Source organism: Streptococcus sp. oral taxon 061, from assembly GCF_964211575.1.
GTDB lineage: Bacteria > Bacillota > Bacilli > Lactobacillales > Streptococcaceae > Streptococcus.
The window spans coordinates 69,069-91,726 of record NZ_CAXOQQ010000004.1 but is presented as its reverse complement, the minus strand read 5'-3'; the positions used below and the strand labels follow the sequence as shown (position 1 = coordinate 91,726).

The window sequence follows — 22,658 nt, the reverse complement described above, 5'->3', positions numbered from 1 at the left end:
TTCATACCTCTTTATTATGATTTACTTTTTCTTAACCTTATTCTTCATTCTGTACAACTTCAACAATTTTGTCAATATCACAATTCAAATATCCACATATTTTTAGAAGTACATCCGTTGTTGTGTTTTCTCCTTTTCTAAGTTTTGCTGACGAAAACTGAGTTCTCTTCATTTCCAATTCAGCAAGTTTTACCAATAATTTTTTATATCATAATTTGATCTTAATTTCTCCGGAAGGTCTTTTCCAACTAGGTAAAAATCCATTTATCTAGTAATAAATTTGCTAAATATTCTTAAATTTGAAATCGCAATCATTAGCTTTAGAATAGACCATGTTTAAATATATTATCTATAAAATTATATCATAAAATACCTGCATTTTGGTAATCAGATACGAATGAATCATCTAATTTACTTGACAGAATATTTTCAATATAAATCTTGACAAAATTTCTTAATCTGGATTAAATCGAAAGATTCTTAACCCTTAAAATATTATTGTATTTGACTATTTTAAAATCTGAATAATGAAGAGTCAAACAACTAATTACAATAAAATAGACCAGTCACCTGATCTACTTTATTCTATTCTGATAAGATTTGAATTAGTTTTTGTTCAAAAATTAGGCAAGAGTTATTCAAAAAAATTAAAAATACTAAATTATTTTAAAAATGAAATTGTGGAAAAGTCATTAAATAAACACTTTGAATATTCTATACGCTTCTTTACGCTTCTTGAACGCACCCTGCAGGAATCGAACCTGCAACTACTCCTTAGGAGGGAGTTGTTATATCCATTGAACTAAGGGAGCTAGAGAAAAACCCTGCCTTGCAGCAGAGTTTTTTCATCGAATTAACGACGGATTTCTTTGATACGAGCTGCCTTACCTTGAAGAGCACGCAAGTAGTACAATTTCGCACGACGTACTTTACCGTAACGAACAACTTCGATCTTTTCAACACGTGGAGTGTGGATTGGGAAGATACGTTCAACACCTACACCGTTAGAGATTTTACGAACTGTGTAGTTTTCTGAGATGCCAGCACCTTTACGTGCAATAACAACACCTTCAAAAATCTGGATACGTTCACGGTTTCCTTCGACAACTTTCGCGTGTACACGAACAGTGTCACCAGGACGGAATGAAGGGATATCTGTACGAAGTTGACCTTCAGTCAAGCTTTGGATTAATGGATTCATTTTATTCTCCTATCTTTGTCAATCTTGAGGAAACTTCCTCAGCGGATAAACTGTATTTTTGTGCGTCCATTACACACAAGATACAGTTTACCAAATTTCATAGAAAAAGTAAAGAAATTTAAAGTAAAATTCCTAAAAAAATCGCAAGCAAACCACCCAAGTAAGTCACAAGTAAATAACTATAAAATGCCTTCTTGTCATTGAGCAGTCTTTGGAGTTCATCATTCAAGGTTGAAAATGTCGTCAGACCACCACAAAAACCTGTCGCAAGGATAAGATAGACTTCTTTCGACTCCACATGATTGTAAAATAAGCCAATCAGAAAACAGCCCAGAATATTGGCTATGAGAGTTCCTAGAGGCAGTACTGAACCCTGATTATAACGTGAAAAGAAATAACGAACAAGAGCACCCAGTCCACAAGCAAGCGCTAGATAAAATACTACCATTTCTTCCTCCCTAGACAATAAGCAAATAGAAGTCCACCGCCGATGCTCAAAAGTAAATAGATGACTAAGCTCAGATAGCGCCCTGTGTCCAGCAATTTCACTGCATCTAATAGGAGACTAGAAAATGTCGTTAAGCCGCCACAGAATCCTGTTCCAAGTGCTAGAATGACACCTTTACTGCTTCCTTTAGAAACCAGATATCCTTTCACAAGATAGACCAAGCAGAAAATCCCTAGATAATTGACAATCAATGTCCCCCATGGGAAGTCTGGACTCGCTGGTAACCATTTAGATATCTGATATCGGACTAATCCTCCTAACATGGCAGCTAGAAAGATTCCTAGTGGATAGAATTGTTCTTTTTTCATTTGATCGTTTTATCCTGATAATCACGTGAACGTTTGAGAATATCTGAAAAAGTCTCAACAATTGTATCTTCGTATTTTTTATTGCCTACACGACTTTTGACTTTTTCAAAGATAACTTCTTCTCTTTTAGTATCTAGAATAGGTTTTCCTGAAGCTTTTTTATAGGCAACTACTCCTTCAACTAAATGCATCCTCTCTTCTAAAAGTTGAACGATCTGGTCATCGATTTTATCGATTTCTTGTCGAATATTATCTAAATCCATAGAGTCTCCTTTTTAATTGAACTATTGTACCAAAAAAGCACTAAATAGGCTAGTAAAGTCCTAATCCTGCTTAATAAAAACTGCACTGACAATTTTCATCAGTGCACTTCATGCTTATCCTACTTTAGCAGCTAATTCTTCAGCGAATTGCTCCAAGCGTTCAATATCTTCTTCCTCGGCAGAAAGGTCAACTTTAACGCACTCTGAACCCTTTTCAGCTCCAGTGGCGATAAATACTCGGTCGAAGTCATCAACAGCTTTACAGAATTCATCGTAGAAAGTATCACCTGATCCGACTACACCATAAATTTTACCGCTCAAGTTGAGGTCTGCTAGATCTTCGTAGAAGTCCATCATCTCATCTGGTAATTCTCCATCTCCGTAGGTATAGGTTGCGACAATGGCGATGTCTGCTTCTAAAAAGTCAGAAGCGTCAACGGTTGTACACTCATCAACATCCACTTCTAAACCACATTCTCTTAATTTATCTGCTACAATATCAGCGATTTCTTCAGTATTACCGGTCATACTGGCAAATACAATTTTTGCTAATGCCATAAGGTCCTCCTCAATTAATCTTTCTCCATTATATCACATCTTTTTCATTTTAAAAATAAAAACTCTTGTGCTACAATGAAATGAGAAAGAATTGAGGTTATTTATGGAAATTTGCCATCAAATTTTAGAAAAAATCAAAGCATACAATACTATTATCATCCACCGTCATATGAAACCAGATCCTGACGCTCTGGGGAGTCAGGTAGGTTTAAAAGCCTTGCTTGAGCATCATTTCCCAGAAAAAACGATAAAAGTAGTTGGTTTTAATGAACCAACCTTAACTTGGCTTGCTAAAATGGATCAGGTAGAGGACACAGACTATCAAGGTGCACTTACCATTATCTGTGATACAGCAAACACAGCACGTATTGATGATAAACGTTATCTTAAGGCTGAGACTATTATCAAAATTGACCACCATCCAAATGATGAAGTCTACGGCGATCTTGTTTGGGTTGATACTAATTCAAGTAGTGCGAGTGAGATGATTGCTCTTTTTGCTGAAGCAACTAACTTAGAATTATCCGACTACGCTGCTAAAATGCTCTGCGCTGGAATTATTGGTGATACCGGCCGTTTTCTCTACCCTTCTACTTCTGCACGTACGCTTCGTATCGCAAGTCAACTCAGAGAACATAACTTTGACTACGCTGAATTGATGCGTAAAATGGACACTATGAGCTTTAAGATTGCTAAACTGCAGGGTTATGTCTATGATCACTTAGAAGTTGATGAAAATGGTGCTGCGCGTGTTATTCTCACCCAAGAAATCTTGAGGAAATACGAAGTTACTGATGCGGAAACAGCAGCCATCGTTGGAGCTCCGGGCCGTATTGATACTGTTAGCCTTTGGGGAATCTTTGTGGAGCAAGCAGATGGTCACTACCGCGTACGTCTTCGCAGTAAATTTGTCCCAATCAATGAAGTTGCAAAAGAGCATGATGGCGGTGGCCATCCTCTTGCTAGTGGAGCTAATTCCTATAGTTTAGAAGAGAATGAGCTCATCTACCAAAAATTAAAAAACTTGCTGAAAAATAGATAAAAAGCTTGCCAAACTTTTCAGAATCTGATAGACTAGTATGGTAACAATCTATGGCTCGCAAAGAGACCATGGCAGAAAGGAAATATTGCAAAATGAAAAAAGATATCCATCCAGAATATCGCCCAGTTGTCTTCATGGACACAACTACTGGTTACAAATTCCTTAGCGGTTCAACAAAACGCTCTAGCGAAACAGTTGAGTTCGAAGGCGAAACTTACCCATTGATCCGTGTGGAAATTTCATCAGACTCACACCCATTCTACACTGGACGTCAAAAGTTCACTCAAGCAGATGGACGCGTGGATCGTTTCAACAAAAAATACGGTCTCAAATAATCAACCGCATTTATTGCTTAAAAACGTTGATACAAAGCCTTTTCCAAGAAATTGGAATTGGCTTTTTTTATTTTTAGTACCGTTTTTGGTACCGTCTTGGAAAACTAACCTTTTGCACTATCCAGGTAATCTACAAATTTTGTGATAGCTTTCTTCTCTCCTGCTACTGTAGAATGGCTATAAGTATCCAGGGTCATCTGGCTACTTGCATGACCTAACCTTTTGGCTGCATTAACAGGATCTACACCCGTTTCAATCATCAAGGTAGCATGAGTATGTCTGAAACCATGAGGAGTTATCTTCTTCAAGCCATGTTTCCTGATAATGCGCTTCAGTACACTATTGATATAGTCCTGGTATAAAGGCTCTATCTTTCCATCTCGGCCAACAAACGTAAACATGTAATCACTATCAATCAATGGGGTAACTGACAGTTGCCCCTTTTCTCTTCTGCTCTTTTGTTTCCACTCTTTCAAAATCGAGACTGTCTCAGTATCTAAAGGGATTTGCCGTATGGAAAACCTGTTTTTAGTGCTTTTCTCAACTGCTTTCCCTTTGATTCTACCTAGATTTTTGCTGATAGAAAGTAATTGATTATCAAAATCAATATCAGACCACCTCAAAGAATACAGCTCCCCTTTCCTTAAGCCACTATAGGCCAACAAACGAAATAAGGCATAGTTTTTATAAGGCTCTTCTGCCTTAATAATAGCTAAAAACTCATGCAACTCCTCAACGCTAAAGAAGTTATCTGACTTCTTCCGCTCTCTTTTTGGGAGTATCGTTTGCTTCATTGGGTTGTCTGTAATCAATTTCATTTTCAAAGCAAAATCAAACACTTGGCTAGTATAAGATTTTACCTGTTTGATATTTCTAAAAGTCTGACCTTTTTCGGTAATAAAGTCCTGGCAGTGCCAAGGAGTAATTTTGGAAATTTTCATCTTTCCAAGAACTGGCAAGATATGGATTCTAAACAAATCATCTGTACGGACGCTTGTCGTCCTCTCTACTGTGTTTTGATAAGTTTTGAACCATTCCTCAAAAACTTCATCAAAACGTCTCTCAGAGGCTCTCAGAAGCCCTGAGAGGTCTCCTGACGCTTTTTTGTGGTAAATCATAGCTTCATACTGTCTAGCCTCTCTAAGGCTCTTAAAACCGCTTTTAAAGAAGTCCTGACGTTTGCCATCAATCACCCTGTAGATTCTAACCTTATAAAGATAGCCTGATTTAGACTTTTTAGCCTTATATTTAATAATAGACATTCTAACTTCTCCTTTATTTTTTAAGGTTTCGGAGCTTATAAAATAAAGAAATCATGATTGTCAGTTATTTCTTACGCTTTTTCTCTTCTTGCCGTCTCTTGTATTCAGGAGTCTCTACCCATGCCTCCCAGACATAATGATAAGGGGAGTCTTCTGCTCCTGATTTGTTAATCAAGAAAGGAATAAGGCCTTGTTTCTCATCAGCTATAAATTCCTTAATAGCTTTAACTAAAATAGGGTTAAAGTCTTTTTTACTTGCTAGAAAATCAATGTAATCAGACAATGCCTCTGACCGATTGAGCTCTGCAAGTATAATAGCAAGATCTTCTCTAAAAGGAGTCCATTGAGTGATTTTATTTTCAATCGTACTTTTTCCCTGAAGCACTTTGGCGAAGCCTTTAAAAATTTCCTTGGCTGATCCTGGATTGACTAATACAGGGTTATCATCAAGCCCCAACAAGTAAGGGATAGATACGCCAAAATATTCCGCTAGAATTTTAGCATTTTCTTTTTTGGGGCGTCTAAGTTGCCTTTTGTACGCTGATAAAGTTTCATAATTAATATTTATCTCCTGACTTATTTGTTTCAGGCTCTTATCACTGCTATTAATTAATTCTCCAATTCGATTTGGAGTTTTTTCAAATGGATCTAACTTACTCAACTTCATCTCTCCTTTTTTGTAATAAGGTTATTTTATCATTTTTATACAAATTTGTACAAAAATAATTGACAACGTACAAAAAAGTATGATATTATTTATTAAAACGTACATATTTGTACGTTTCGGAGCTTATAAAATTAAGAAAGGGGTCAGAATATGACAGAAAACTTTACCATTCATCTCCCAAAAGCAGCCGAAAAGAAGTTGCTTGCTCGCTACGATAACATGCTTCAGAAAGCTATCGAGAAAGCCCTTGAGGACCAGGAACTCTATAAACCTATGGTTCGTATGGCAGGCTTGTGCCGTTGGCTTGATGTATCCACTACTACCATTGTCAAATGGCAACGTGAAGGCATGCCTCACATGGTCATTGATGGAGTGACCCTGTACGATAAACACAAAGTCGCTCAATGGTTACAACAATATGAAAGGTGAGAAATATGATTGATTATGAAAAAGATTATTACTTAATACCTAAAGTCTTATTTCAAGACGATTTCTATAAGGATTTGATACCTCTTGATGTTATTGTCTATTCTGTGCTAAGAAACAAACAAGAAGAGGCAATAGAGAAAGGTTGGGTAGATGATGAAGGAAATATTTACCTAGCATATAGAATTGAGGATCTAGCCAAAAAATTTTCCTGCGCCAGATCGACTATGGTAGCCGTTTTACAACGCTTGGAATCTGTCAACTTAATTGAACGTGAAAGGCAATGGAATACAAGCTATTATAATCATAACTTACCATACATGACTTATATTAACGAGGTTTAAACAATGATAAAGATTTATTTTGGAAAAGATACAGCACTTAATCAGGCTATCCAGTCACGATTGGATAGCTATCAGCTTGACTATCAAGTATTCTCAAGTAAAGATATCGATACTAAAACGTTGATGGAATGGCTTTTTAGGTCAACTGATATATTTGAACTGTTAAGTACTAAGATGTTGAAGTATAAATTAAATACACAAATTACACTTAGTCAATTTGTTAGAAAGATTTTGAAAGACGTAGATAGTTCCTTAAAGCTCCCCATTGTTGTAACAAAAGAAGCAATCTATTCAAACATGACTCCGGAGTACGTGGGGGCACTTTTACCAAAAGAATACCGTAAAGTAGAACGAGAGAATTTATTTAGGAAATTTGAAAAGCTAGATGAAGGTAGACGTTTTTGGAGAAACTTCGAGGTTGTACGTAAACAATCTGAATTACCTTGGTTTGAATTGCATAAGTTGTTATTTGCTGATGTATCTGACGATTTAGGAGAAATCAAAAAAGCTAAAGACCGATTCTTTAAATACAAGAAAAACAAGCAGATCCCACCTGAAGATATCATCGAAAAAATCCTAGAAGTATTTTTGATTGAAAGAGTTGACCTTTTTCAAAAATCTGTTTCAGATCTACAAAATTTCTAGTCCTAAAACAGTTATGAAAACAACTATGAAAATATTTTGAAAATGAGATTTTGAGACTAAATTTTTGAGCTTTCTCAAAATTTATAGCGCGGGCTCCTCTAACAGCCCGCTATGTTCCCATTTCGTGGGATTTTACTGCACCCATTTTTTGGCAAGTTTGACCGTAGCAAAATGAAAATGGTCCGACGAAGTCGGCTTGGGGTTGCTCCCCCAAGAATGTCATTTTACGGAGGTCTTTGCGCAGACAAAAAAGAGGCGCCGACAGGCGACCTCTACAAGAAAGGAGGTTGATTTGGAATTAAAAGTTAGCTTGGACAACATCACTATTACAGCTTATATCAAACCTATCAAACTCCTTGATCTCAAAAGTTTGATAGAAAGTCATACAGCCATTATCGTCCAGACTGCAATGACTGATATGTTTAGAGCAATCACTCGGGACGGAAGTCACGTTAGACTCCTCCTAGACTACGACAAATTAAAAGGACAAGCCTTTAATGCTCGCCCTTTCAGGATAGAGTTTAACCCCAATAAACTCCGACAGATTGATATTAATATCTTAGATACAATTATACCATATCTTGAAGATATTGCAATCTCTCGAGTCGATTTAGCTTTTGATATATTTGAAGTTGATTGTAGTGAGTTTATTCTTGAAAAGAAAGGCCGCCCTACTGCTACCAAAGAATGGAGAGACCAGAATGGAAAACTAGAAACTAAATATCTAGGCGCCTCCAGGTCAGAAAAGCAAATCAGACTCTATAACAAAAAAGTTGAACAATTAGAAAATGGCTCTGATGAAGACAAGAAATTTGCCCAGCAGTTCCAGCATTGGTGGCGCTTAGAATTTCAGCTCCGCAGTCGCTCGGTTGAAGAAATATTTGAAGTCATTGACTCTGTTATCTTTAAACCGTTTAACTTTGAAGGTTTAGGCATAGAGGCTCAACTTTACTTACTTGCCCTTACTCGTGATAAAGGAATCTGGAACAAAGTCAGTAAAAACACACGTACAAAATACAAGAAACTTTTACAAACCTATAAAACATCTGATATTGACTATCTGAAATTGATGAAAGATTTATTAAAACATGAACGACCAATATTAGAAAAACAGCTTGCTTATTATGGGGGAAGAGAAACAAAAAATAGCTTTCAACCATTTGGTTGAAAATCCAGTATTAACAAGGAGTTACGAGGCCTAAAATGAGAATAAAAGACTACGCTGATAGCCTGGGAGTTAGTAGTCAATCCATCTATAAACGGATACGATCTCCAAAATATAAAGAGAGGTTGAAAGGTCATTTATACCTAGACAACCAAAAGGTTGAAAACCTTGATTTAATAGGCATTAGAATACTTGAAGATTATCATTTTGAAAATGATGTGATTAAACTTGAGAAAGAATTAGAGGAGACTAAAGAACAAGGCAAACAACTAGAACAAGATTTGCAACTATTGAAAGGCTATAGGAAGAGTGAGCAACAAAATTTAAAAGCTTGGACAGATTATGCTGAACGATTGGAACAACATCGATTTTACTTAATGATTGCACTCACTACTGTATCTATAGCTTTCCTTGCAGCTTTAGCCTTTGCCGTCTTCTGACGGCATTTGTCGGACAATGCGAAGCGTCCGACCCTGGGGCACTGATAGAGTGCCCTACTCGCTTCGGCGAGTATAGTCGAAACTCCTCTTGTGGCTCGAGAGGTGGTTCGATGTCGCTCCTGTATTCGGAGCGATGTGCCGTCTGCAAGACCCTTCGGAGAACGCACATTTACGGAGTAAAGTGTAGTGCGTTACACTTTACATGGAAGTCGTGCCGATCCTTCAGGAAAAAATCTACCCTATGGGTCACTTAGTCCTGGTGGCAATCTTCCGCCACCAGCTCGGCGACCCTTTGAGCCGAGAAAGGAGAACAAGCTATGAGTTACGCAGTAGCTAGGATGCAAAAAATGAAATCTGGAAATCTTGGTGGTGCCTATCGTCACAATGAACGAATTTTTGAAAATCACTCGAACAAGGATATTGACCCGGAAAAAACTCACCTAAACTATGAATTAACCGACCGTGACCGCTCTATCCCATACGATAGACAGATAAAACAATACATCAACGATAATAAAATATCCAAACGTGCTCTACGTAAAGATGCCGTTTTGTGTAACGAATGGATTATTACATCAGACAAGGCATTTTTTGAAAATATGAGTCCGGATCAGATTAAGAATTTTTTTGAAACAGCAAAAAATTTCTTTGCTGAAAGATACGGTAATAGTAATATCGCTTATGCTATGGTACATCTTGACGAGAGTACGCCACATATGCACTTAGGACTTGTACCTATGCAAAATGGCAAGTTAAGCTCTAAGTCATTATTTGGCAGTCGTGACCAACTGAAAGAGATCCAGGAGGCATTTCCTAGATACCTAAACGAACATGGATATAATTTGCAACGTGGTGAGTCTGATAGCAAGAAGAAACACCTCGAAACAGCAGAATTTAAAGAAAAGCAACGCTTACTAGATGATACTGATAAAAAGATAGTTGATAAAACCGAAAAACTAAAGCAACTAGAAAAACAGGAAAAGCAAGCTACTGAAAAAATCAAGCAACACGAAAAAGAGAAAGATGCTTTACTAGATGATATAGCTGTTTTAGAGTCTATTCAACCTTTACAGATTGAAGAAATGAAAAAAGACAAATTAGTCAGACGTACATTTGACGGTAAACTAAAAATGGATAAAGCAACCTATGACAGACTCTTTCATACAGCCTCCCAAAATGCCCTAGATAATAATAGGCTAAGGCACGAAAACAGCAAACTTGAACATCAATTACAGCAATCACTTTCTAAACAGAATAACTTAGCTAAAGAACTGATGAAGAGTGATCATATATTGTCTGAAAATCGTACGCTAAAATCAGAAGTCGATAAACTAAAACACGCAAATAAAAAACTCAATGAAAGTATAAAACGATTAGGTGAGCAATTAAATGCCGTAAATAAAAAACTTGCACTTTGGCGCAAAACAGCAAGAAATTACATGCACCCTAAAGAATTCAGCAGAATGTTACATGTCATAAATCAAATACGTCCACCAAGAATAACCATTATGTCAGTCGCTCGAAGTGTTAAAAATATGATTGAAAAAAATATATTTTAAGCACTTTATGCCGTGAAAGTCTCTTGATAACAAGCTAGTCGACTTTAGACTAAAGTCAGTCGAGTCGTCAGGCTGAAAAGCTGACGACCGATTGCCAAAGGCTAAAAAAGACTAGGTTACTTGTTGTCAAGAGAACCATGGAATAAATGAACAAGGAGAAAAAGATGAACAATATTAACAAACCTTTAGTACACAAAATTAAACAACCCGGTACATTTTCCGGAAAAATATTACTGGGTTTCCTACAGTCAGTTTTTAAGGAAATCACTGGGAACTATATACCATCAGCCTATCCACTCAGCATTATTGAGCCTTATTTTACTTCAGATGAACAGGGAGAATCGTTTTGGTCAAATGCCCTGGCTATCAATGTTTTAGAAATTCGCCTCAAGGATAACTATAACATCCATCTAATACAAAAATCACCTTATATTCTTCTTGTTATTGAGGATATTGATAGCTTTAAAACTGGAGTTATTAAACTCTTTAATGACTTACTTGACCCTGAAAAAAAGTACCTGGTTTATCGTGATTTTATCAAAACATATCGCAATATGACTCCGATTGAAAAAATCGATTTTTTCAAAAAGAAGACCGTCGAGGGAATCGCAGCTAAAAAATAAGCTGTGGTAGACTATTTAGTGAGGAGGTAACGCTATGAGAAAAACACTATTTGGTTGGATGCTTGCATTTTCTGCATTACGCTTTCTTGATCGCTCAGTACGACAGTCAACTAAAGCGCTACGACGATTTTTAAGATAAATTATATAAGTTAATAAAAATTATTATTGACATTCTCTCTTATTTATCCTAAACTATAACTAAGGATAGGATGTTTGTCGGGTGACTGGTAACAGTTTGCTCAAAGGTACTTGTTTCAAGTACAGGTGAGGTACTGCCTTCAGCTTTAGGCTGTAAAGAACCCGTGCCACCACTGGTCCTATTTGTTTCACTCTTGGATTATATTCAAGAGTTTTTTCTTGCCAAAAAAAAATCTCAAACACCTGAGACATCTTTCTTTATTTTATAAGCTCCGAAACCTTAATTTTTGGTACCTTTTTGGTACCGTCTTGGTTTAACAATACGGTATATATATAATATTTTACAGCTATATCTCTTTTAGAAACGTTGATTTAATAAGGATTTAAACACTATAGAGTATATCTTTGTAAAATACGGTCTCAAATAATCAACCGCATCATTTGTATACGGTTAAACGAAAACAACTTCGATTCGGAGTTGTTTTTTTATTGCTTTCATGAACATCATCGATGAGTTTTTCAAATGTAGTTCGACTAGAAGTACTATTTTAACTTCCCCTACTACTTTCATGCTCCCTACAAATAAAAAAGCCTGTCACTTAATATGACAGACTTTTTATAAAATCATTATTTAACTGCTTCTTTGAGAGCTTTACCAGCTTTGAATGCTGGAACTTTAGAAGCTTTGATTTTGATTTCTTTACCAGTTTGTGGGTTGCGACCTTTACGAGCTGCACGTTTACGAACTTCGAAGTTACCAAAACCGATCAATTGAACTTTTTCACCAGCTGAAAGGAATTCAGTTACAGCTGCGAATACAGCGTCAACTGCTGCTGCTGAATCTTTCTTAGTCAATTCTGTAGCTTCTGCTACTTTAGCGATCAAATCTTGTTTGTTTGCCATGTTAATGAATCCTCCAAAATTATTTCTAATTAACACTTATAATCATAACCTAAAATTCCTTTTAGGTCAAGTCAAAAACACCTTTTATCTCAATTTTTCTTCATTTTTTTAGGAATTATAGCGAATTAAGATCGCCCAGGCGTTTTCTCCGGTGTGAGTTTGGATAATTGAGCCTGTTTCTAGGACTGAAATCGGTTTTTCAACGTAAGGTTGTAGAACAGCTTTCATCTCGTTTGCAAATTCATTTGTACCTGCATAAGAAATACCAATCTCAGCTACTGAACGATTTGAAAGAGTGGCTACTAACTCATCCAACCATTTCTTAAAGGTTTTTGAACCACGTCCTTTGACAATCGGTTGAAGCTCATGGTCTTTCATTTGCATAACTACTCGAATATTAAGTAAAGAGCTCAGCAAACCAGTAACACGGCCAATTCGACCACCTTTTACAAGATTTTCTAAAGTTGAAACACCGATGTAGAGTTCAGTGTGATTTTTTACGTCCTCTACATGGGTTAGAATAGTTTCAAGGTCTTTTCCTTCTTGAGCTAGTTTAGCAGCTTCCACAACTTGGAACTTCAAGGCCTGATCTGTAAATGAACTATCCAAAACAGTGACATCTGCTGTTGACAAACTTGCTCCTTGACGAGCCGCTTCAACAGTTCCTGATAAAGCATGGGACATGTGAATAGCTAGAATCTGACTACCATCCTTACCCAAATCATCAAAAATTTCTGCAAAGAGTCCCACTGGTGGTTGACTAGTCTTAGGAAGATTTTTACTAGCTTGCATCAAGCGAAGAAATTCTCCTTCTTCAAGATCTGCATCTGAATAAAGGACGCTATCAATCATTACAGATAGTGGAACAACAGTAATATCAAATTCTTTAACCACTTCCGGTTCAATAGTAACCGAAGAATCTGTTACAATTTTTACTTTTGTCATTTTGCTAATCTTTCTATTTTTACTATTGTTGATTATTCAACTTATAACTATAACAATTATATCAAAAAAATGCTAAAAGTTCATACTCAATCCATCTAAATTTAAAGCAATTTATACTTCTTTTTAATAAAAAAAGAAAATCACCTATAGTTGGTGATTATCTTTTGTATTTAAGATAAATAATCATACAAATCTTGCATTTGTAAATCATCGGGTACTAATTGTAGATAGGATTGAATGTAGTCTTTTGCTTCTTCTAGCTTACCGAGTTCTCTTAACAAATAAATAAACTGTTCCAAAAACTCTGGATTGTCCTTTAGTTCAGTAGCAAGTTCCTTATAGAGATCATATGCTGCATCTAATTCTTCAGTCTCTTGATAGCTTCGAGCAATCATCCATTTAGTCAAGAGGTTCTCAGGTTCATAGACTGCTAAAGCTAGAATATCTTCGTATCTTTCTTGTTCTTGGTATATGGTAGCTAAGCGTAGCAAAATTTCTTCCTGGTCATCAGCATTTTCTTGTGCTTGAATCAGATAAGCTTCTGCTTGCTCAGGTTGATGCAACTCATAAGATAGCTGAGATGCAAGGAGTAAGAGCCGAGTTTCAAAAGGATTTTTTGACAAGCCCTGTTGAGCTATTTTAAGAGCCTCTTCTGTCTGATGCTCCTTATGCAGTGCTTGACTATAACCATACTCATAACCCTCAAAATCTGGAGAAATAGTGTCTAGTTGTTTAAAGTATAGTACGGCTTTCTGGTAGTCTTCTTGGTCAAAATAAAGACTTGCAAGCTCAAAGGCTGTTTGGTCATCATATTCTAATTCTAAGGCTTTCTCTAAAAATTCTATTGCAGATTCAAACTTACCTAAACGTGCATAAGCAAGACCAATTCTCTGATATGTCGAAATTCCAGTTTGATCGTAGATAACTCGATTATCTAATTGAGCATAGCCTTTAATGGCTTCTAAATCGTTTCCTAGCTCGCTATCTAGCTCAGCTAGTCCAAATATTAGGAGAGGGTCATCAGAGTAGCTACGAGCTTCTAGAAGCTTCTCACGAGCAACATCTGTCAATCCTTCCATTTGATATAAATCTGCTTTTAAGGCAAGAGCTGATACGTACCATTCACTTTCCAGACCAATATTCTCTAAATAATCAAAAGCCTCCTCAATCAATCCATCCTCACCAGCTATTGCAGCTAGATTGATGTAGACTTCTGGAAATTTCGGCGCTAATTTCTCATAGATTTGTGCTGCCTGTGGATAGAAACCAATCCCTTCGAGATATGCAGCAAGTTCAAGAAGAACTTCATCTGAATCTTCATCCAGGGCTTTTTGGAAAAAAGATTCTGCTTTTGATAAATCTTGTTGCTCCAAGGCTTCGAGCATTTGTTGACTATTGTTCACGATCAGTCTCCTCTACTGGCTCATAAAGTCCACTAACTCCTTTATACCAATCAAAAATTGCTGAGATGACTACTTTTGCGGAAGCGTAGATTGGAATACCTAGCAATACACCCCAAATACCAAACATGGATCCTGAAGTCAACAGTACAAAAAGAATGGTAATTGGGTGAATATTCAATTGGCTACCCAAAATCAGTGGAGAAACAAAACGTCCCTCTATAGTTTGCTCTACAATGAAAACGATAATAACTTTTAAGAGCATAACAGGACCAGCAATCAAACCCAAAACAAGGGCTGGAATCATAGCAAGAAAACTACCAAGATAAGGAACTAAATTGAGAATACCAGCTGTAATACCTAAAGTAACAGCATAACGAAGTCCAATAATCTTGAATAAGATAATAAACATGATGGCGACGATTACAGCCACTGTAATTTGCCCTCGAACATAATTGGAAAGTTGTTGATTTACTTCTGAAAGAACCTTACCAACTGGTTCTCTCAATTTATTTGGTAAGAATTGAGTAATATAGTCTCTAAGTCCTTTTCCATCTCGAAGGAGATAAAAGAGCATAAATGGCATGATGATCAGAGCGACAATGACCTGTGACGTTCCACTGATAAGAGCACTTACCCAGTTAACAGCCTTAGAAGAAATATTACTTGCCCAAGCAGTTGCTTGTGTTGAAAAATTAGCTAAAACTTGCTCCAGTTGGGGTCTAAAGTCATCTGGCAAATGCTTGGTTACAAGGTCATTAATGACTCTATCAGCATCCTCGAGATAACTTGGGACATTTTGCGCAAAAATTACTACTTGACGTTGAAGGTTTGGAATTGCAACGGCTAGTCCAATAATCAAGAGAATGGCAATAATGATAAAGATGATACTAATGGCTAAGACACGGTTAATCTTGTACTTCTCCATCAGATCTACTAGTGGATTTAAGAGGTAAAAAAGTAGACCCGATAAGATAACCGGCAACATCACTACTGATAAAAAGTCTATAACTGGGAAAAATAAAAAGCTAATTTTACTGAGAATAAAAATATTGAGACCTAATAACAAGGTCACCAAGAAAACAGTGGTCGCTTTATTGTCTAAAAACCATTTAAAAAACCAAGATAAAGTAAAGTGTTTCTCTTTTTGTTCCATTTTTTCTTCCTTTCCTTTGTCCTAATATTATACCATGTTTTAAGAAAAATAAGGGTTTTTTATAGTCTTTTAGCAAGGGATAAATTTGTCTTCTTGACAAGGGAAGAGCTGTTTTTTCTGACCTAGATTTTTCATCTAGCAGGCCTTTTTATGTTATAATTGAATTATCTTTTTCTAGAGGTATGAATATGAAAGAAATAGTATATTTTGGAACTTATACACGACGGACTTCCCAAGGGATCTACAAGGCTGATTTTGATACAGAAACAGGCAAACTCTCAAATCTAGAGCTCTTTGCAGCAGAACCAAGTCCAACCTATTTAGCTTTTGATCAAGACCATCATTTATACACGGTTGGAAGCCATGATGGCAAAGGGGGAATTGCCGCATACAAAACTGATGGTGTCCTCCTGAATCACGTCGTTGAAGAAGGTGCTCCTCACTGCTATGTTGCAGTTGATGAGAAACGAGGGCTAGTCTATGGCGCTAACTATCATAAAGGTCAAGTTCTAGTCTATAAACGTAAAAATGATGGCTGTCTTGAATTGGCAGACAAAGTTCAACACACTGGCCATGGTCCACATGAAAACCAAGCTTCTCCCCACGTACACTACACAGATTTAACACCAGACCAATATTTGGTAACCTGTGACTTAGGTACTGACGAAGTCACTACCTATGATGTCGATCTAGAAGGAAAGTTGACGAAACTAGCAACTTACAATTGTAATCCCGGCGCTGGTGCTCGTCACCTTGTTTTCCACCACCACTACAAGATTGCTTATCTCATCTGTGAACTCAACAGTACGATTGAAGTTTTGATTTACGATGGAGTCGGAGAATTTGAACAAATGCAGGTCATTTCAACCTTACCAGATGACTATAGTGGTTTTAATGGTACTGCGGCTATTCGTCTTTCTAAAGATGGCAAATTCCTCTACGCTTCTAACCGAGGCCATGATTCTATCGCTGTTTATAGCATTTTAGCAGATGGAAGCTTGGAATTATTAGAGATTGTTCCAACCAATGGGAAAAATCCACGTGATTTTGATTTGTCACCTGACCAAGAATTCCTTATCGCTGTTCACCAGGATTCTGATAACGCGACAGTCTTTAAGCGCAATCCTGAAACTGGTAGACTGGCAGAACTCTCTAATGAATTTCAGGTTCCTGAAGCAGTCTGCATCAGTTTCAATAAATAGGACATAAAAAAATGAACTTGATTTAACAAGTTCATTTTTTATTTTATAATTTATTTCCGACATTAATACGGTTAATAGCACGTTGCAATGCAATTTTAGCACGGCGCTCTTGATCGATTAAGTGTTTGTCTTGTGCTTCTTCGATTTCACGTTCTGCACGAAGTTTAGCACGTTCTGCACGACTAACATCAATATCGCGCGCACGTTCAGCTGAGTCAGCAATAATGGTAATAACATTATTAGCAATCTCAATGATTCCTCCGTTTACCGCAATCCAGTTCACATGAGTATCATCATCGATGCGTTTAACCTTTACTTCATCAACTGCTAGAACCGCAATCATATTTTCATGTCGTGGCAAGATCCCCATCTCACCATCCAGAGTTCGTACCGATACAAAGCTGGCATGGTGATCATAGACGAGGCCATCTGGTGTCACGATCTGGACAGTTAAATGTGCCATAGATCACCTCTTAAAATCCCATTTTTTCAGCCTTAGCAATAACGTCTTCGATTGAACCTACTCCACGGAAGGCATCTTCTGGAAGGTGATCGTATTTACCGTCAAGAATTTCCTTGAAGCCACGAACAGTTTCAGCTACTGGAACATAAGAACCTGGTTGACCTGTAAATTGTTCCGCAACGTTGAAGTTTTGTGACAAGAAGAACTGAATACGGCGTGCACGAGCAACCAAAGTCTTTTCTTCGTCAGAAAGTTCATCCATACCAAGGATGGCGATGATATCTTGCAACTCATGGTAACGTTGAAGAACACGTTTAACTTCTGCAGCTACTGCATAGTGTTCTTCTCCAACAATTTCAGGTGCCAAGGCACGTGAGCTTGAAGCAAGAGGGTCAACGGCAGGGTAGATCCCCAATTGAACCAATTTACGTTCCAAGTTAGTTGTTGAGTCCAAGTGAGCGAAGGCTGTTGCTGGCGCTGGGTCAGTATAGTCATCCGCTGGCACGTAAATGGCCTGGATAGAGGTTACAGAACCCTTCTTGGTTGAAGTGATACGTTCTTGCAGTTGACCCATTTCTGTTGCGAGGGTTGGTTGGTAACCAACGGCTGATGGCATACGACCCAAAAGGGCAGATACTTCTGAACCAGCTTGTGTGAAACGGAAAATGTTGTCAATGAAGAGAAGAACGTCTTGACCTTCTACATCACGGAAGTATTCAGCAATTGTCAAACCAGTAAGGGCAACACGCATACGTGCTCCTGGTGGCTCATTCATTTGACCAAATACCATGGCTGTTTTTTCGATAACGCCTGATTCTTTCATTTCCCAGTAGAGGTCGTTCCCTTCACGAGTACGTTCTCCAACACCAGTAAATACTGAGATCCCACCGTGTTCTTGGGCAATGTTGTGAATCAATTCTTGGATCAATACGGTCTTACCAACTCCGGCACCACCGAAGAGTCCGACCTTACCACCTTTAAGGTAAGGGGCAAGAAGGTCGATAACCTTGATCCCAGTTTCTAGAATTTCTGAAGAGGTAGACAATTCATCAAAAGTTGGTGCTTTTTTATGAATTGGCTGACGCTCTGCATCTTCACCAAAAGGAGCTTCCAAGTCAATGGTATCTCCCAAAACGTTGAAGACACGTCCTAGAGTTTCTTTCCCAACTGGCACTGAGATTGGACGACCTGTGTCCAATACTTCCAAACCACGGGTCAAGCCATCAGTTGATTCCATAGCGATGGTACGAATCATACCATCTCCCAACTCCAAGGCTACTTCAAGGACGATTTTTGTTTTTCTTTCGTCATTTTTGTAGACGACAAGTGCATTATTAATCTCTGGTAGTTTCTCACCTGCTGCAAACATGACGTCTACAACGGGACCGATAACCTGAGCAATTTTACCTGAACTCATCTACTTCTCCTATTCTGTATAAGATACTGTCGGTTCCTAGCTCAACTAGGTCCTAATACTCTTCGAAAATCAAATTCAAACCACGTCAGCGTCGCCTTACCGTATATATGTTACTGACTTCGTCAGTTCTATCTACAACCTCAAAGCAGTGCTTTGAGCAACCTGCGACTAGCTTCCTAGTTTGCTCTTTGATTTTCATTGAGTATAAGTTCATTTTCATACGAGCTGGACTAGAGCCTATTCTAAGGCACTAGCTCCTGCTACGATTTCTGTAATTTCTTGTGTAATCGCCGCCTGTCTGGCACGGTTATACTGGATAGTCAAATCATTGATAACTTTTTTAGCATTATCTGTAGCTGTTTGCATAGCCGTCATCCCTGCCGCATTTTCAGCTGTCTTGGCATCAATAATAGCACCGTAAATCATACTTTCTGCAAACTGTGGCAATAGTTGATCCAAGATTTCTTCACGACTTGTTTCAAGCTCAAATGTCAAGCTGTAGTTATCATCTGCTTCATTTGGGTCCAAGTCGACAATTGGAAGCATCTGCTCCACACGCATTTGACTTGTCAGTGTATTCACGTGGTGGTTGTAGCAAACATAGAGCTCATCGAAAAGTTCATTTTGATACATTTCAATGGTTTTTGAAATAATCTTACGAACTTCATCGAAGCTTGGTTGACTAGCTAGACCACGCAATTCATAAATTGGCTGAATACCACGAGCTTTAAAGAAGTCTGCTCCCATACCACCGATACAGATGACTTCAAAATCATCACCTGAAGGATGGTATTCTTGTTGCAGTTCCATGACAGCCTTCAAGATTGAAGAGTTATATCCTCCAACAAGACCACGGTCAGATGTAATGACGATATAGCCTGTTTTCTTGACAGGGCGACTAATCAACATTGGATTTGTTGATCCGCCAGCACCATCCCCGTGAAGGATGTCTGTAAGGAGTTTACGGACTTTTTGAGCATAAATCTGGAAGTTGCGTGCAGCTTCTTCAGAACGACCTAACTTAGCTGCAGAAACCATCTGCATGGCGTTAGTAATTTGACTAGTATTTTTCGTTGAGGCGATTTTTGTTTTAATATCATTTAGAGATACTGCCATCTGACACCTCTATTCTTATTGGAAGCTGGATTGGTTGAGAAACTCAGTAATCGCAGCATCCAAGACTGCTTCTTCTGGCAAGTCTTTTGTTTCACGAATAGTTTCCAAAATCTCTGGATGTTGCGCATCAAAGAAGGCATGGAATTCTTCCTCAAAACGAACAATATCATCAACTGATATAGTATCCAAGAATCCATGAGTCAAGGCATACAGAATGGTTACTTGTTTCTCAACAGGTAGTGGTTTATGAACTGGTTGTTTCAATACTTCTACAGTACGACGTCCACGATTCAATTTAGCCTGAGTAGCAGCATCCAAATCTGAACCAAATTTAGTGAAGGCTTCCAACTCTCGGTATGAAGCAAGGTCGATACGAAGAGTACCAGCAACCTTCTTCATGGCTTTAATCTGAGCAGAACCACCAACACGAGATACAGAAGAACCCGCATCAATAGCTGGACGAATACCCGCATTAAAGAGACTATCACTTAAGAAGATTTGTCCATCCGTAATAGAGATTACGTTTGTGGCGATATAGGCTGAGATATCTCCTGCTTGGGTCTCAATAAACGGAAGAGCCGTGATAGAACCACCGCCAAGCTCATCTGAAACTTTAGCAGAACGCTCAAGTAGACGACTGTGAAGGTAGAAGACATCCCCTGGGAAGGCCTCACGACCTGGTGGACGACGGAGCAAGAGAGAAAGTTCACGATAAGCTACCGCTTGTTTTGAAAGGTCATCATAAACAATCAACACATGCTTCCCTTGGTACATGAACTCCTCTGCCATAGCAACTCCAGCATATGGTGCGAGGTAGAGCAATGGTGAAGGCTGTGAAGCTGAAGCTGTCACAACGATTGTGTAATCCAAGGCACCGTACTGACGAAGTGTTTCCACTTGTGTACGAACTGTTGATTCTTTTTGTCCAATCGCTACATAGATACAAATCATATCTTGACCTTTTTGGTTCAAGATAGCGTCAATAGCGATAGTTGTCTTCCCTGTTTGACGGTCACCAATGATCAACTCACGTTGGCCACGACCGATTGGAACAAGGGCGTCAATAGCTTTCAAACCTGTTTGCAATGGTTCTGAGACAGACTTACGTTGCATAACACCAGGAGCTGGTGCTTCAACTGGACGAGTCTTATCTGTGTTAATCGGACCCAAACCATCCACTGGACGACCTAGCGGATCGACAACACGTCCAATCAAGCTATCACCAACTGGAACTTCCATGATTTTCCCTGTACGACGAATTGTATCGCCTTCACGGATATCTGTAAAGTCCCCAAGGATGATAATACCGACATCTGTTGATTCCAAGTTTTGCGCCATACCATAAGAGCCATTTTCAAAAATCAACAGCTCACCACTCATGGCATTTTCAAGCCCATGAGCACGCGCAATCCCGTCACCAATATAGGTTACAACACCTGTTTCAGTCACATCAAAATTGGGTTTGAAATTTTCAATTTGTTGCTTAATTAAAGCGCTGATTTCTTGTGCGTTAATTGCCAAAAGAACACCACTTTCTATTTCAAATTTTCCTTAACAACTTTAAGTTGTTGTTTAATACTCACATCAATTGTCTTGTGATTGGCAAAAATAACAAAACCACCGATTAAACTATCGTCAATTTTTTCCTTAATGCTACGAACTTTTAGAGACATCTTTTTCTCGATTAGAGGAATTAGTCGTTCTTTCTGTTCACCAGTCAAAGGATGTGCAGACAAAATAGTCACTTCAAAACGATTGGTTTCTTTTTCAAGACGATTCAAGCAATCTACAATCACATCATAAAACAGGTTTGATCTGTGATTGTAAAGTAGAACCTCGATAAAGTTTTGTACTAAAGGTGACACAGAGTCTTGGAAAAAACGAACCGTTTTTTCTTTATCCGACTCATCTACTGCCACCTGAGCTAAAAAAGAAGGTAAGCCTGTTTCTTCAGCTACTTGCTTGATTTGAGACAAGTCTGAAAAAATAGAGTCTTCTTCTCCTTTTTCAATCACCAATTGGACAAAAGGCATGCTGTATTTTTCAATTACCTTTAGAGTCTTTTTGTCCATTAAGCTTCTCCTAGCTGATCGATATACTGATCAATGAGTTCTTTATGGGCCTGACCGTCAAGGTTTTGAGAGATAATTTTTCCAGCTAGACTGATTGTCAAGTCTGCCACATCTCCCTTAACACTTTGTAAAGCTTCAGCTTTATTTTGAGCAATTTCTTGGTTGGCTTTTTCCTTTAAGCGTCCTGCTTCAAGTTTAGCTTCGGCCAAAATATCTGCTTTACTTTTCTCAGCTGTTTCCTTTGCATTCTCGATAATCGTTTTAGCTTCGGTACGGCTACCTGCTAACTCAGCTTCACGTTTGCTAGCAAGTTCCTCTGCCTTTTTACGGGCTTCCTCGGCACCATCAATATCTGAAGAAATCTTTTCAGCGCGTTCATCTAAGACACTGGTAATATTTCCCCAAGCATATTTCTTCACTAAAAAGATCAATAAAAGGAAGGAACCAGCGATCAGAATAAAGTCACCAATAATGGTACTAATAGTTAAATCCATCTTCTA

Annotated in this window: 28 protein-coding genes and 1 tRNA gene; 10 read left to right on the top strand and 19 right to left on the bottom strand. The window is 38.0% G+C overall.

All coding sequences use genetic code 11. The annotated features are described in order from the left end of the window. Nucleotides 1–37: 37 nt before the first annotated feature. The 7 genes from AB8E63_RS04330 to AB8E63_RS04300 all read right to left on the bottom strand — a co-directional run bounded on the left by AB8E63_RS04330 (nucleotide 38) and on the right by AB8E63_RS04300 (nucleotide 2,838). On the bottom strand, nucleotides 38–172 hold the full coding sequence (locus AB8E63_RS04330) for a helix-turn-helix transcriptional regulator (RefSeq protein WP_204373575.1): 135 nt from the start codon (nucleotides 170–172) through the stop codon (nucleotides 38–40). Nucleotides 173–740: 568 nt separating this feature from the next. Then, nucleotides 741–812, bottom strand: a tRNA-Arg gene (locus AB8E63_RS04325). Nucleotides 813–853: 41 nt separating this feature from the next. Further along, on the bottom strand, nucleotides 854–1,201 hold the full coding sequence (gene rplS, locus AB8E63_RS04320) for a 50S ribosomal protein L19 (RefSeq protein WP_001068669.1): 348 nt from the start codon (nucleotides 1,199–1,201) through the stop codon (nucleotides 854–856). A 118-nt stretch (nucleotides 1,202–1,319) separates the two neighbouring features. Beyond that, nucleotides 1,320–1,649 carry a fluoride efflux transporter CrcB gene (gene crcB, locus AB8E63_RS04315; RefSeq protein WP_368910100.1) on the bottom strand — a complete coding sequence of 110 codons (330 nt, stop codon included), beginning with the start codon at nucleotides 1,647–1,649 and terminating at the stop codon, nucleotides 1,320–1,322. Continuing rightward, nucleotides 1,643–2,017: a fluoride efflux transporter CrcB gene (gene crcB, locus AB8E63_RS04310; protein ID WP_368910098.1), complete on the bottom strand. Its 375-nt coding sequence runs from the start codon at nucleotides 2,015–2,017 to the stop codon at nucleotides 1,643–1,645. Before crcB (AB8E63_RS04310) ends, crcB (AB8E63_RS04315) begins: the two co-directional genes overlap by 7 nt. Then, entirely contained in the window at nucleotides 2,014–2,280 is a 267-nt protein-coding gene (locus AB8E63_RS04305) for a chorismate mutase (RefSeq protein WP_006148651.1), read from the bottom strand. The genes crcB (AB8E63_RS04310) and AB8E63_RS04305 overlap by 4 nt, the downstream gene beginning before the upstream one ends. Nucleotides 2,281–2,394: 114 nt before the next feature. Further along, complete coding sequence (locus AB8E63_RS04300; protein WP_004253355.1) at nucleotides 2,395–2,838, bottom strand: flavodoxin; 444 nt, start codon at nucleotides 2,836–2,838, stop codon at nucleotides 2,395–2,397. Nucleotides 2,839–2,941: 103 nt separating this feature from the next. On the opposite strand from AB8E63_RS04300, the gene AB8E63_RS04295 reads away from it, so the two are divergent. Both AB8E63_RS04295 and AB8E63_RS04290 read left to right on the top strand, forming a co-directional pair. Continuing rightward, nucleotides 2,942–3,880, top strand: a complete 939-nt coding sequence (locus tag AB8E63_RS04295; protein ID WP_368910097.1) for a bifunctional oligoribonuclease/PAP phosphatase NrnA — start codon at nucleotides 2,942–2,944, stop codon at nucleotides 3,878–3,880. Nucleotides 3,881–3,972: 92 nt separating this feature from the next. After that, nucleotides 3,973–4,215, top strand: a complete 243-nt coding sequence (locus tag AB8E63_RS04290; protein WP_004253349.1) for a type B 50S ribosomal protein L31 — start codon at nucleotides 3,973–3,975, stop codon at nucleotides 4,213–4,215. Between the two features lie 104 nt (nucleotides 4,216–4,319). Here the strand turns inward: AB8E63_RS04290 and AB8E63_RS04285 are convergent, their stop codons facing one another. Continuing rightward, a complete protein-coding gene (locus tag AB8E63_RS04285) occupies nucleotides 4,320–5,477 on the bottom strand; it encodes a tyrosine-type recombinase/integrase (protein ID WP_368910096.1) in 1,158 nt (385 codons plus the stop codon). Between the two features lie 64 nt (nucleotides 5,478–5,541). After that, the gene (locus AB8E63_RS04280; protein ID WP_368910094.1) at nucleotides 5,542–6,138 is read right to left on the bottom strand and encodes a helix-turn-helix domain-containing protein; all 597 of its coding nucleotides are present in this window, start codon (nucleotides 6,136–6,138) and stop codon (nucleotides 5,542–5,544) included. A gap of 156 nt (nucleotides 6,139–6,294) precedes the next feature. On the opposite strand from AB8E63_RS04280, the gene AB8E63_RS04275 reads away from it, so the two are divergent. From AB8E63_RS04275 to AB8E63_RS04245, 7 genes are all read left to right on the top strand, one after another. Beyond that, a complete protein-coding gene (locus AB8E63_RS04275) occupies nucleotides 6,295–6,573 on the top strand; it encodes a DNA-binding protein (protein ID WP_117644319.1) in 279 nt (92 codons plus the stop codon). 8 nt (nucleotides 6,574–6,581) lie between these two features. After that, nucleotides 6,582–6,914: a replication initiator protein A gene (locus AB8E63_RS04270; protein ID WP_368910240.1), complete on the top strand. Its 333-nt coding sequence runs from the start codon at nucleotides 6,582–6,584 to the stop codon at nucleotides 6,912–6,914. Nucleotides 6,915–6,917: 3 nt separating this feature from the next. Beyond that, entirely contained in the window at nucleotides 6,918–7,559 is a 642-nt protein-coding gene (locus AB8E63_RS04265; RefSeq protein WP_368910093.1) for a hypothetical protein, read from the top strand. 292 nt (nucleotides 7,560–7,851) lie between these two features. Then, entirely contained in the window at nucleotides 7,852–8,727 is an 876-nt protein-coding gene (locus tag AB8E63_RS04260; RefSeq protein ID WP_061409370.1) for a replication initiation protein, read from the top strand. Nucleotides 8,728–8,762: 35 nt separating this feature from the next. After that, entirely contained in the window at nucleotides 8,763–9,164 is a 402-nt protein-coding gene (locus tag AB8E63_RS04255) for a hypothetical protein (RefSeq protein ID WP_368910091.1), read from the top strand. Nucleotides 9,165–9,481: 317 nt separating this feature from the next. Next, nucleotides 9,482–10,723, top strand: coding sequence for a MobV family relaxase (gene mobV / locus AB8E63_RS04250; protein WP_368910089.1), 1,242 nt, complete (start codon nucleotides 9,482–9,484; stop codon nucleotides 10,721–10,723). Nucleotides 10,724–10,887: 164 nt separating this feature from the next. Then, the gene (locus AB8E63_RS04245; RefSeq protein WP_368910088.1) at nucleotides 10,888–11,346 is read left to right on the top strand and encodes a hypothetical protein; all 459 of its coding nucleotides are present in this window, start codon (nucleotides 10,888–10,890) and stop codon (nucleotides 11,344–11,346) included. Between the two features lie 765 nt (nucleotides 11,347–12,111). Here the strand turns inward: AB8E63_RS04245 and AB8E63_RS04240 are convergent. The 4 genes from AB8E63_RS04240 to AB8E63_RS04225 form a co-directional block, all read right to left on the bottom strand. Then, nucleotides 12,112–12,387 (bottom strand): HU family DNA-binding protein, encoded by a 276-nt coding sequence (locus tag AB8E63_RS04240; RefSeq protein WP_004253345.1) that lies wholly within the window; start codon nucleotides 12,385–12,387, stop codon nucleotides 12,112–12,114. 108 nt (nucleotides 12,388–12,495) lie between these two features. Continuing rightward, entirely contained in the window at nucleotides 12,496–13,332 is an 837-nt protein-coding gene (locus AB8E63_RS04235; protein ID WP_049495720.1) for a DegV family protein, read from the bottom strand. 170 nt (nucleotides 13,333–13,502) lie between these two features. Then, on the bottom strand, nucleotides 13,503–14,735 hold the full coding sequence (locus AB8E63_RS04230) for a tetratricopeptide repeat protein (protein ID WP_368910086.1): 1,233 nt from the start codon (nucleotides 14,733–14,735) through the stop codon (nucleotides 13,503–13,505). Beyond that, nucleotides 14,725–15,888 carry an AI-2E family transporter gene (locus AB8E63_RS04225; RefSeq protein ID WP_368910085.1) on the bottom strand — a complete coding sequence of 388 codons (1,164 nt, stop codon included), beginning with the start codon at nucleotides 15,886–15,888 and terminating at the stop codon, nucleotides 14,725–14,727. The genes AB8E63_RS04230 and AB8E63_RS04225 overlap by 11 nt, the downstream gene beginning before the upstream one ends. A 188-nt stretch (nucleotides 15,889–16,076) precedes the next feature. On the opposite strand from AB8E63_RS04225, the gene AB8E63_RS04220 reads away from it, so the two are divergent. Then, the gene (locus AB8E63_RS04220) at nucleotides 16,077–17,090 is read left to right on the top strand and encodes a lactonase family protein (RefSeq protein ID WP_368910083.1); all 1,014 of its coding nucleotides are present in this window, start codon (nucleotides 16,077–16,079) and stop codon (nucleotides 17,088–17,090) included. Nucleotides 17,091–17,133: 43 nt separating this feature from the next. Here the strand turns inward: AB8E63_RS04220 and AB8E63_RS04215 are convergent, their stop codons facing one another. From AB8E63_RS04215 to atpF, 6 genes are all read right to left on the bottom strand, one after another. Beyond that, nucleotides 17,134–17,553 (bottom strand): F0F1 ATP synthase subunit epsilon, encoded by a 420-nt coding sequence (locus AB8E63_RS04215; RefSeq protein ID WP_006148659.1) that lies wholly within the window; start codon nucleotides 17,551–17,553, stop codon nucleotides 17,134–17,136. Nucleotides 17,554–17,563: 10 nt separating this feature from the next. Then, entirely contained in the window at nucleotides 17,564–18,970 is a 1,407-nt protein-coding gene (atpD, locus tag AB8E63_RS04210) for a F0F1 ATP synthase subunit beta (protein WP_036757320.1), read from the bottom strand. 237 nt (nucleotides 18,971–19,207) lie between these two features. After that, nucleotides 19,208–20,086: a F0F1 ATP synthase subunit gamma gene (locus tag AB8E63_RS04205; RefSeq protein ID WP_004253324.1), complete on the bottom strand. Its 879-nt coding sequence runs from the start codon at nucleotides 20,084–20,086 to the stop codon at nucleotides 19,208–19,210. Nucleotides 20,087–20,101: 15 nt separating this feature from the next. Next, entirely contained in the window at nucleotides 20,102–21,607 is a 1,506-nt protein-coding gene (gene atpA / locus AB8E63_RS04200) for a F0F1 ATP synthase subunit alpha (protein WP_006152674.1), read from the bottom strand. A 14-nt stretch (nucleotides 21,608–21,621) separates the two neighbouring features. Continuing rightward, the gene (locus AB8E63_RS04195) at nucleotides 21,622–22,158 is read right to left on the bottom strand and encodes a F0F1 ATP synthase subunit delta (protein WP_281137293.1); all 537 of its coding nucleotides are present in this window, start codon (nucleotides 22,156–22,158) and stop codon (nucleotides 21,622–21,624) included. Beyond that, nucleotides 22,158–22,652: a F0F1 ATP synthase subunit B gene (gene atpF, locus AB8E63_RS04190; protein ID WP_006148662.1), complete on the bottom strand. Its 495-nt coding sequence runs from the start codon at nucleotides 22,650–22,652 to the stop codon at nucleotides 22,158–22,160. Before atpF ends, AB8E63_RS04195 begins: the two co-directional genes overlap by 1 nt. Between the last annotated feature and the right edge of the window lie 6 nt (nucleotides 22,653–22,658).

Coding starts and splice junctions, on each gene's coding strand:
- AB8E63_RS04220 (WP_368910083.1), top strand. CDS start 16,077: ATGAAAGAAATAGTATATTTTGGAACTTATACACGACGGACTTCCCAA.
- crcB (WP_368910100.1), bottom strand. CDS start 1,649: ATGGTAGTATTTTATCTAGCGCTTGCTTGTGGACTGGGTGCTCTTGTT.
- AB8E63_RS04275 (WP_117644319.1), top strand. CDS start 6,295: ATGACAGAAAACTTTACCATTCATCTCCCAAAAGCAGCCGAAAAGAAG.
- AB8E63_RS04225 (WP_368910085.1), bottom strand. CDS start 15,888: ATGGAACAAAAAGAGAAACACTTTACTTTATCTTGGTTTTTTAAATGG.
- AB8E63_RS04305 (WP_006148651.1), bottom strand. CDS start 2,280: ATGGATTTAGATAATATTCGACAAGAAATCGATAAAATCGATGACCAG.
- AB8E63_RS04235 (WP_049495720.1), bottom strand. CDS start 13,332: ATGACAAAAGTAAAAATTGTAACAGATTCTTCGGTTACTATTGAACCG.
- AB8E63_RS04255 (WP_368910091.1), top strand. CDS start 8,763: ATGAGAATAAAAGACTACGCTGATAGCCTGGGAGTTAGTAGTCAATCC.
- AB8E63_RS04245 (WP_368910088.1), top strand. CDS start 10,888: ATGAACAATATTAACAAACCTTTAGTACACAAAATTAAACAACCCGGT.
- AB8E63_RS04300 (WP_004253355.1), bottom strand. CDS start 2,838: ATGGCATTAGCAAAAATTGTATTTGCCAGTATGACCGGTAATACTGAA.
- AB8E63_RS04195 (WP_281137293.1), bottom strand. CDS start 22,158: ATGGACAAAAAGACTCTAAAGGTAATTGAAAAATACAGCATGCCTTTT.
- AB8E63_RS04240 (WP_004253345.1), bottom strand. CDS start 12,387: ATGGCAAACAAACAAGATTTGATCGCTAAAGTAGCAGAAGCTACAGAA.
- atpF (WP_006148662.1), bottom strand. CDS start 22,652: ATGGATTTAACTATTAGTACCATTATTGGTGACTTTATTCTGATCGCT.
- AB8E63_RS04285 (WP_368910096.1), bottom strand. CDS start 5,477: ATGTCTATTATTAAATATAAGGCTAAAAAGTCTAAATCAGGCTATCTT.
- AB8E63_RS04215 (WP_006148659.1), bottom strand. CDS start 17,553: ATGGCACATTTAACTGTCCAGATCGTGACACCAGATGGCCTCGTCTAT.
- crcB (WP_368910098.1), bottom strand. CDS start 2,017: ATGAAAAAAGAACAATTCTATCCACTAGGAATCTTTCTAGCTGCCATG.
- AB8E63_RS04330 (WP_204373575.1), bottom strand. CDS start 172: ATGAAGAGAACTCAGTTTTCGTCAGCAAAACTTAGAAAAGGAGAAAAC.
- AB8E63_RS04205 (WP_004253324.1), bottom strand. CDS start 20,086: ATGGCAGTATCTCTAAATGATATTAAAACAAAAATCGCCTCAACGAAA.
- AB8E63_RS04290 (WP_004253349.1), top strand. CDS start 3,973: ATGAAAAAAGATATCCATCCAGAATATCGCCCAGTTGTCTTCATGGAC.
- atpD (WP_036757320.1), bottom strand. CDS start 18,970: ATGAGTTCAGGTAAAATTGCTCAGGTTATCGGTCCCGTTGTAGACGTC.
- AB8E63_RS04265 (WP_368910093.1), top strand. CDS start 6,918: ATGATAAAGATTTATTTTGGAAAAGATACAGCACTTAATCAGGCTATC.
- rplS (WP_001068669.1), bottom strand. CDS start 1,201: ATGAATCCATTAATCCAAAGCTTGACTGAAGGTCAACTTCGTACAGAT.
- AB8E63_RS04295 (WP_368910097.1), top strand. CDS start 2,942: ATGGAAATTTGCCATCAAATTTTAGAAAAAATCAAAGCATACAATACT.
- mobV (WP_368910089.1), top strand. CDS start 9,482: ATGAGTTACGCAGTAGCTAGGATGCAAAAAATGAAATCTGGAAATCTT.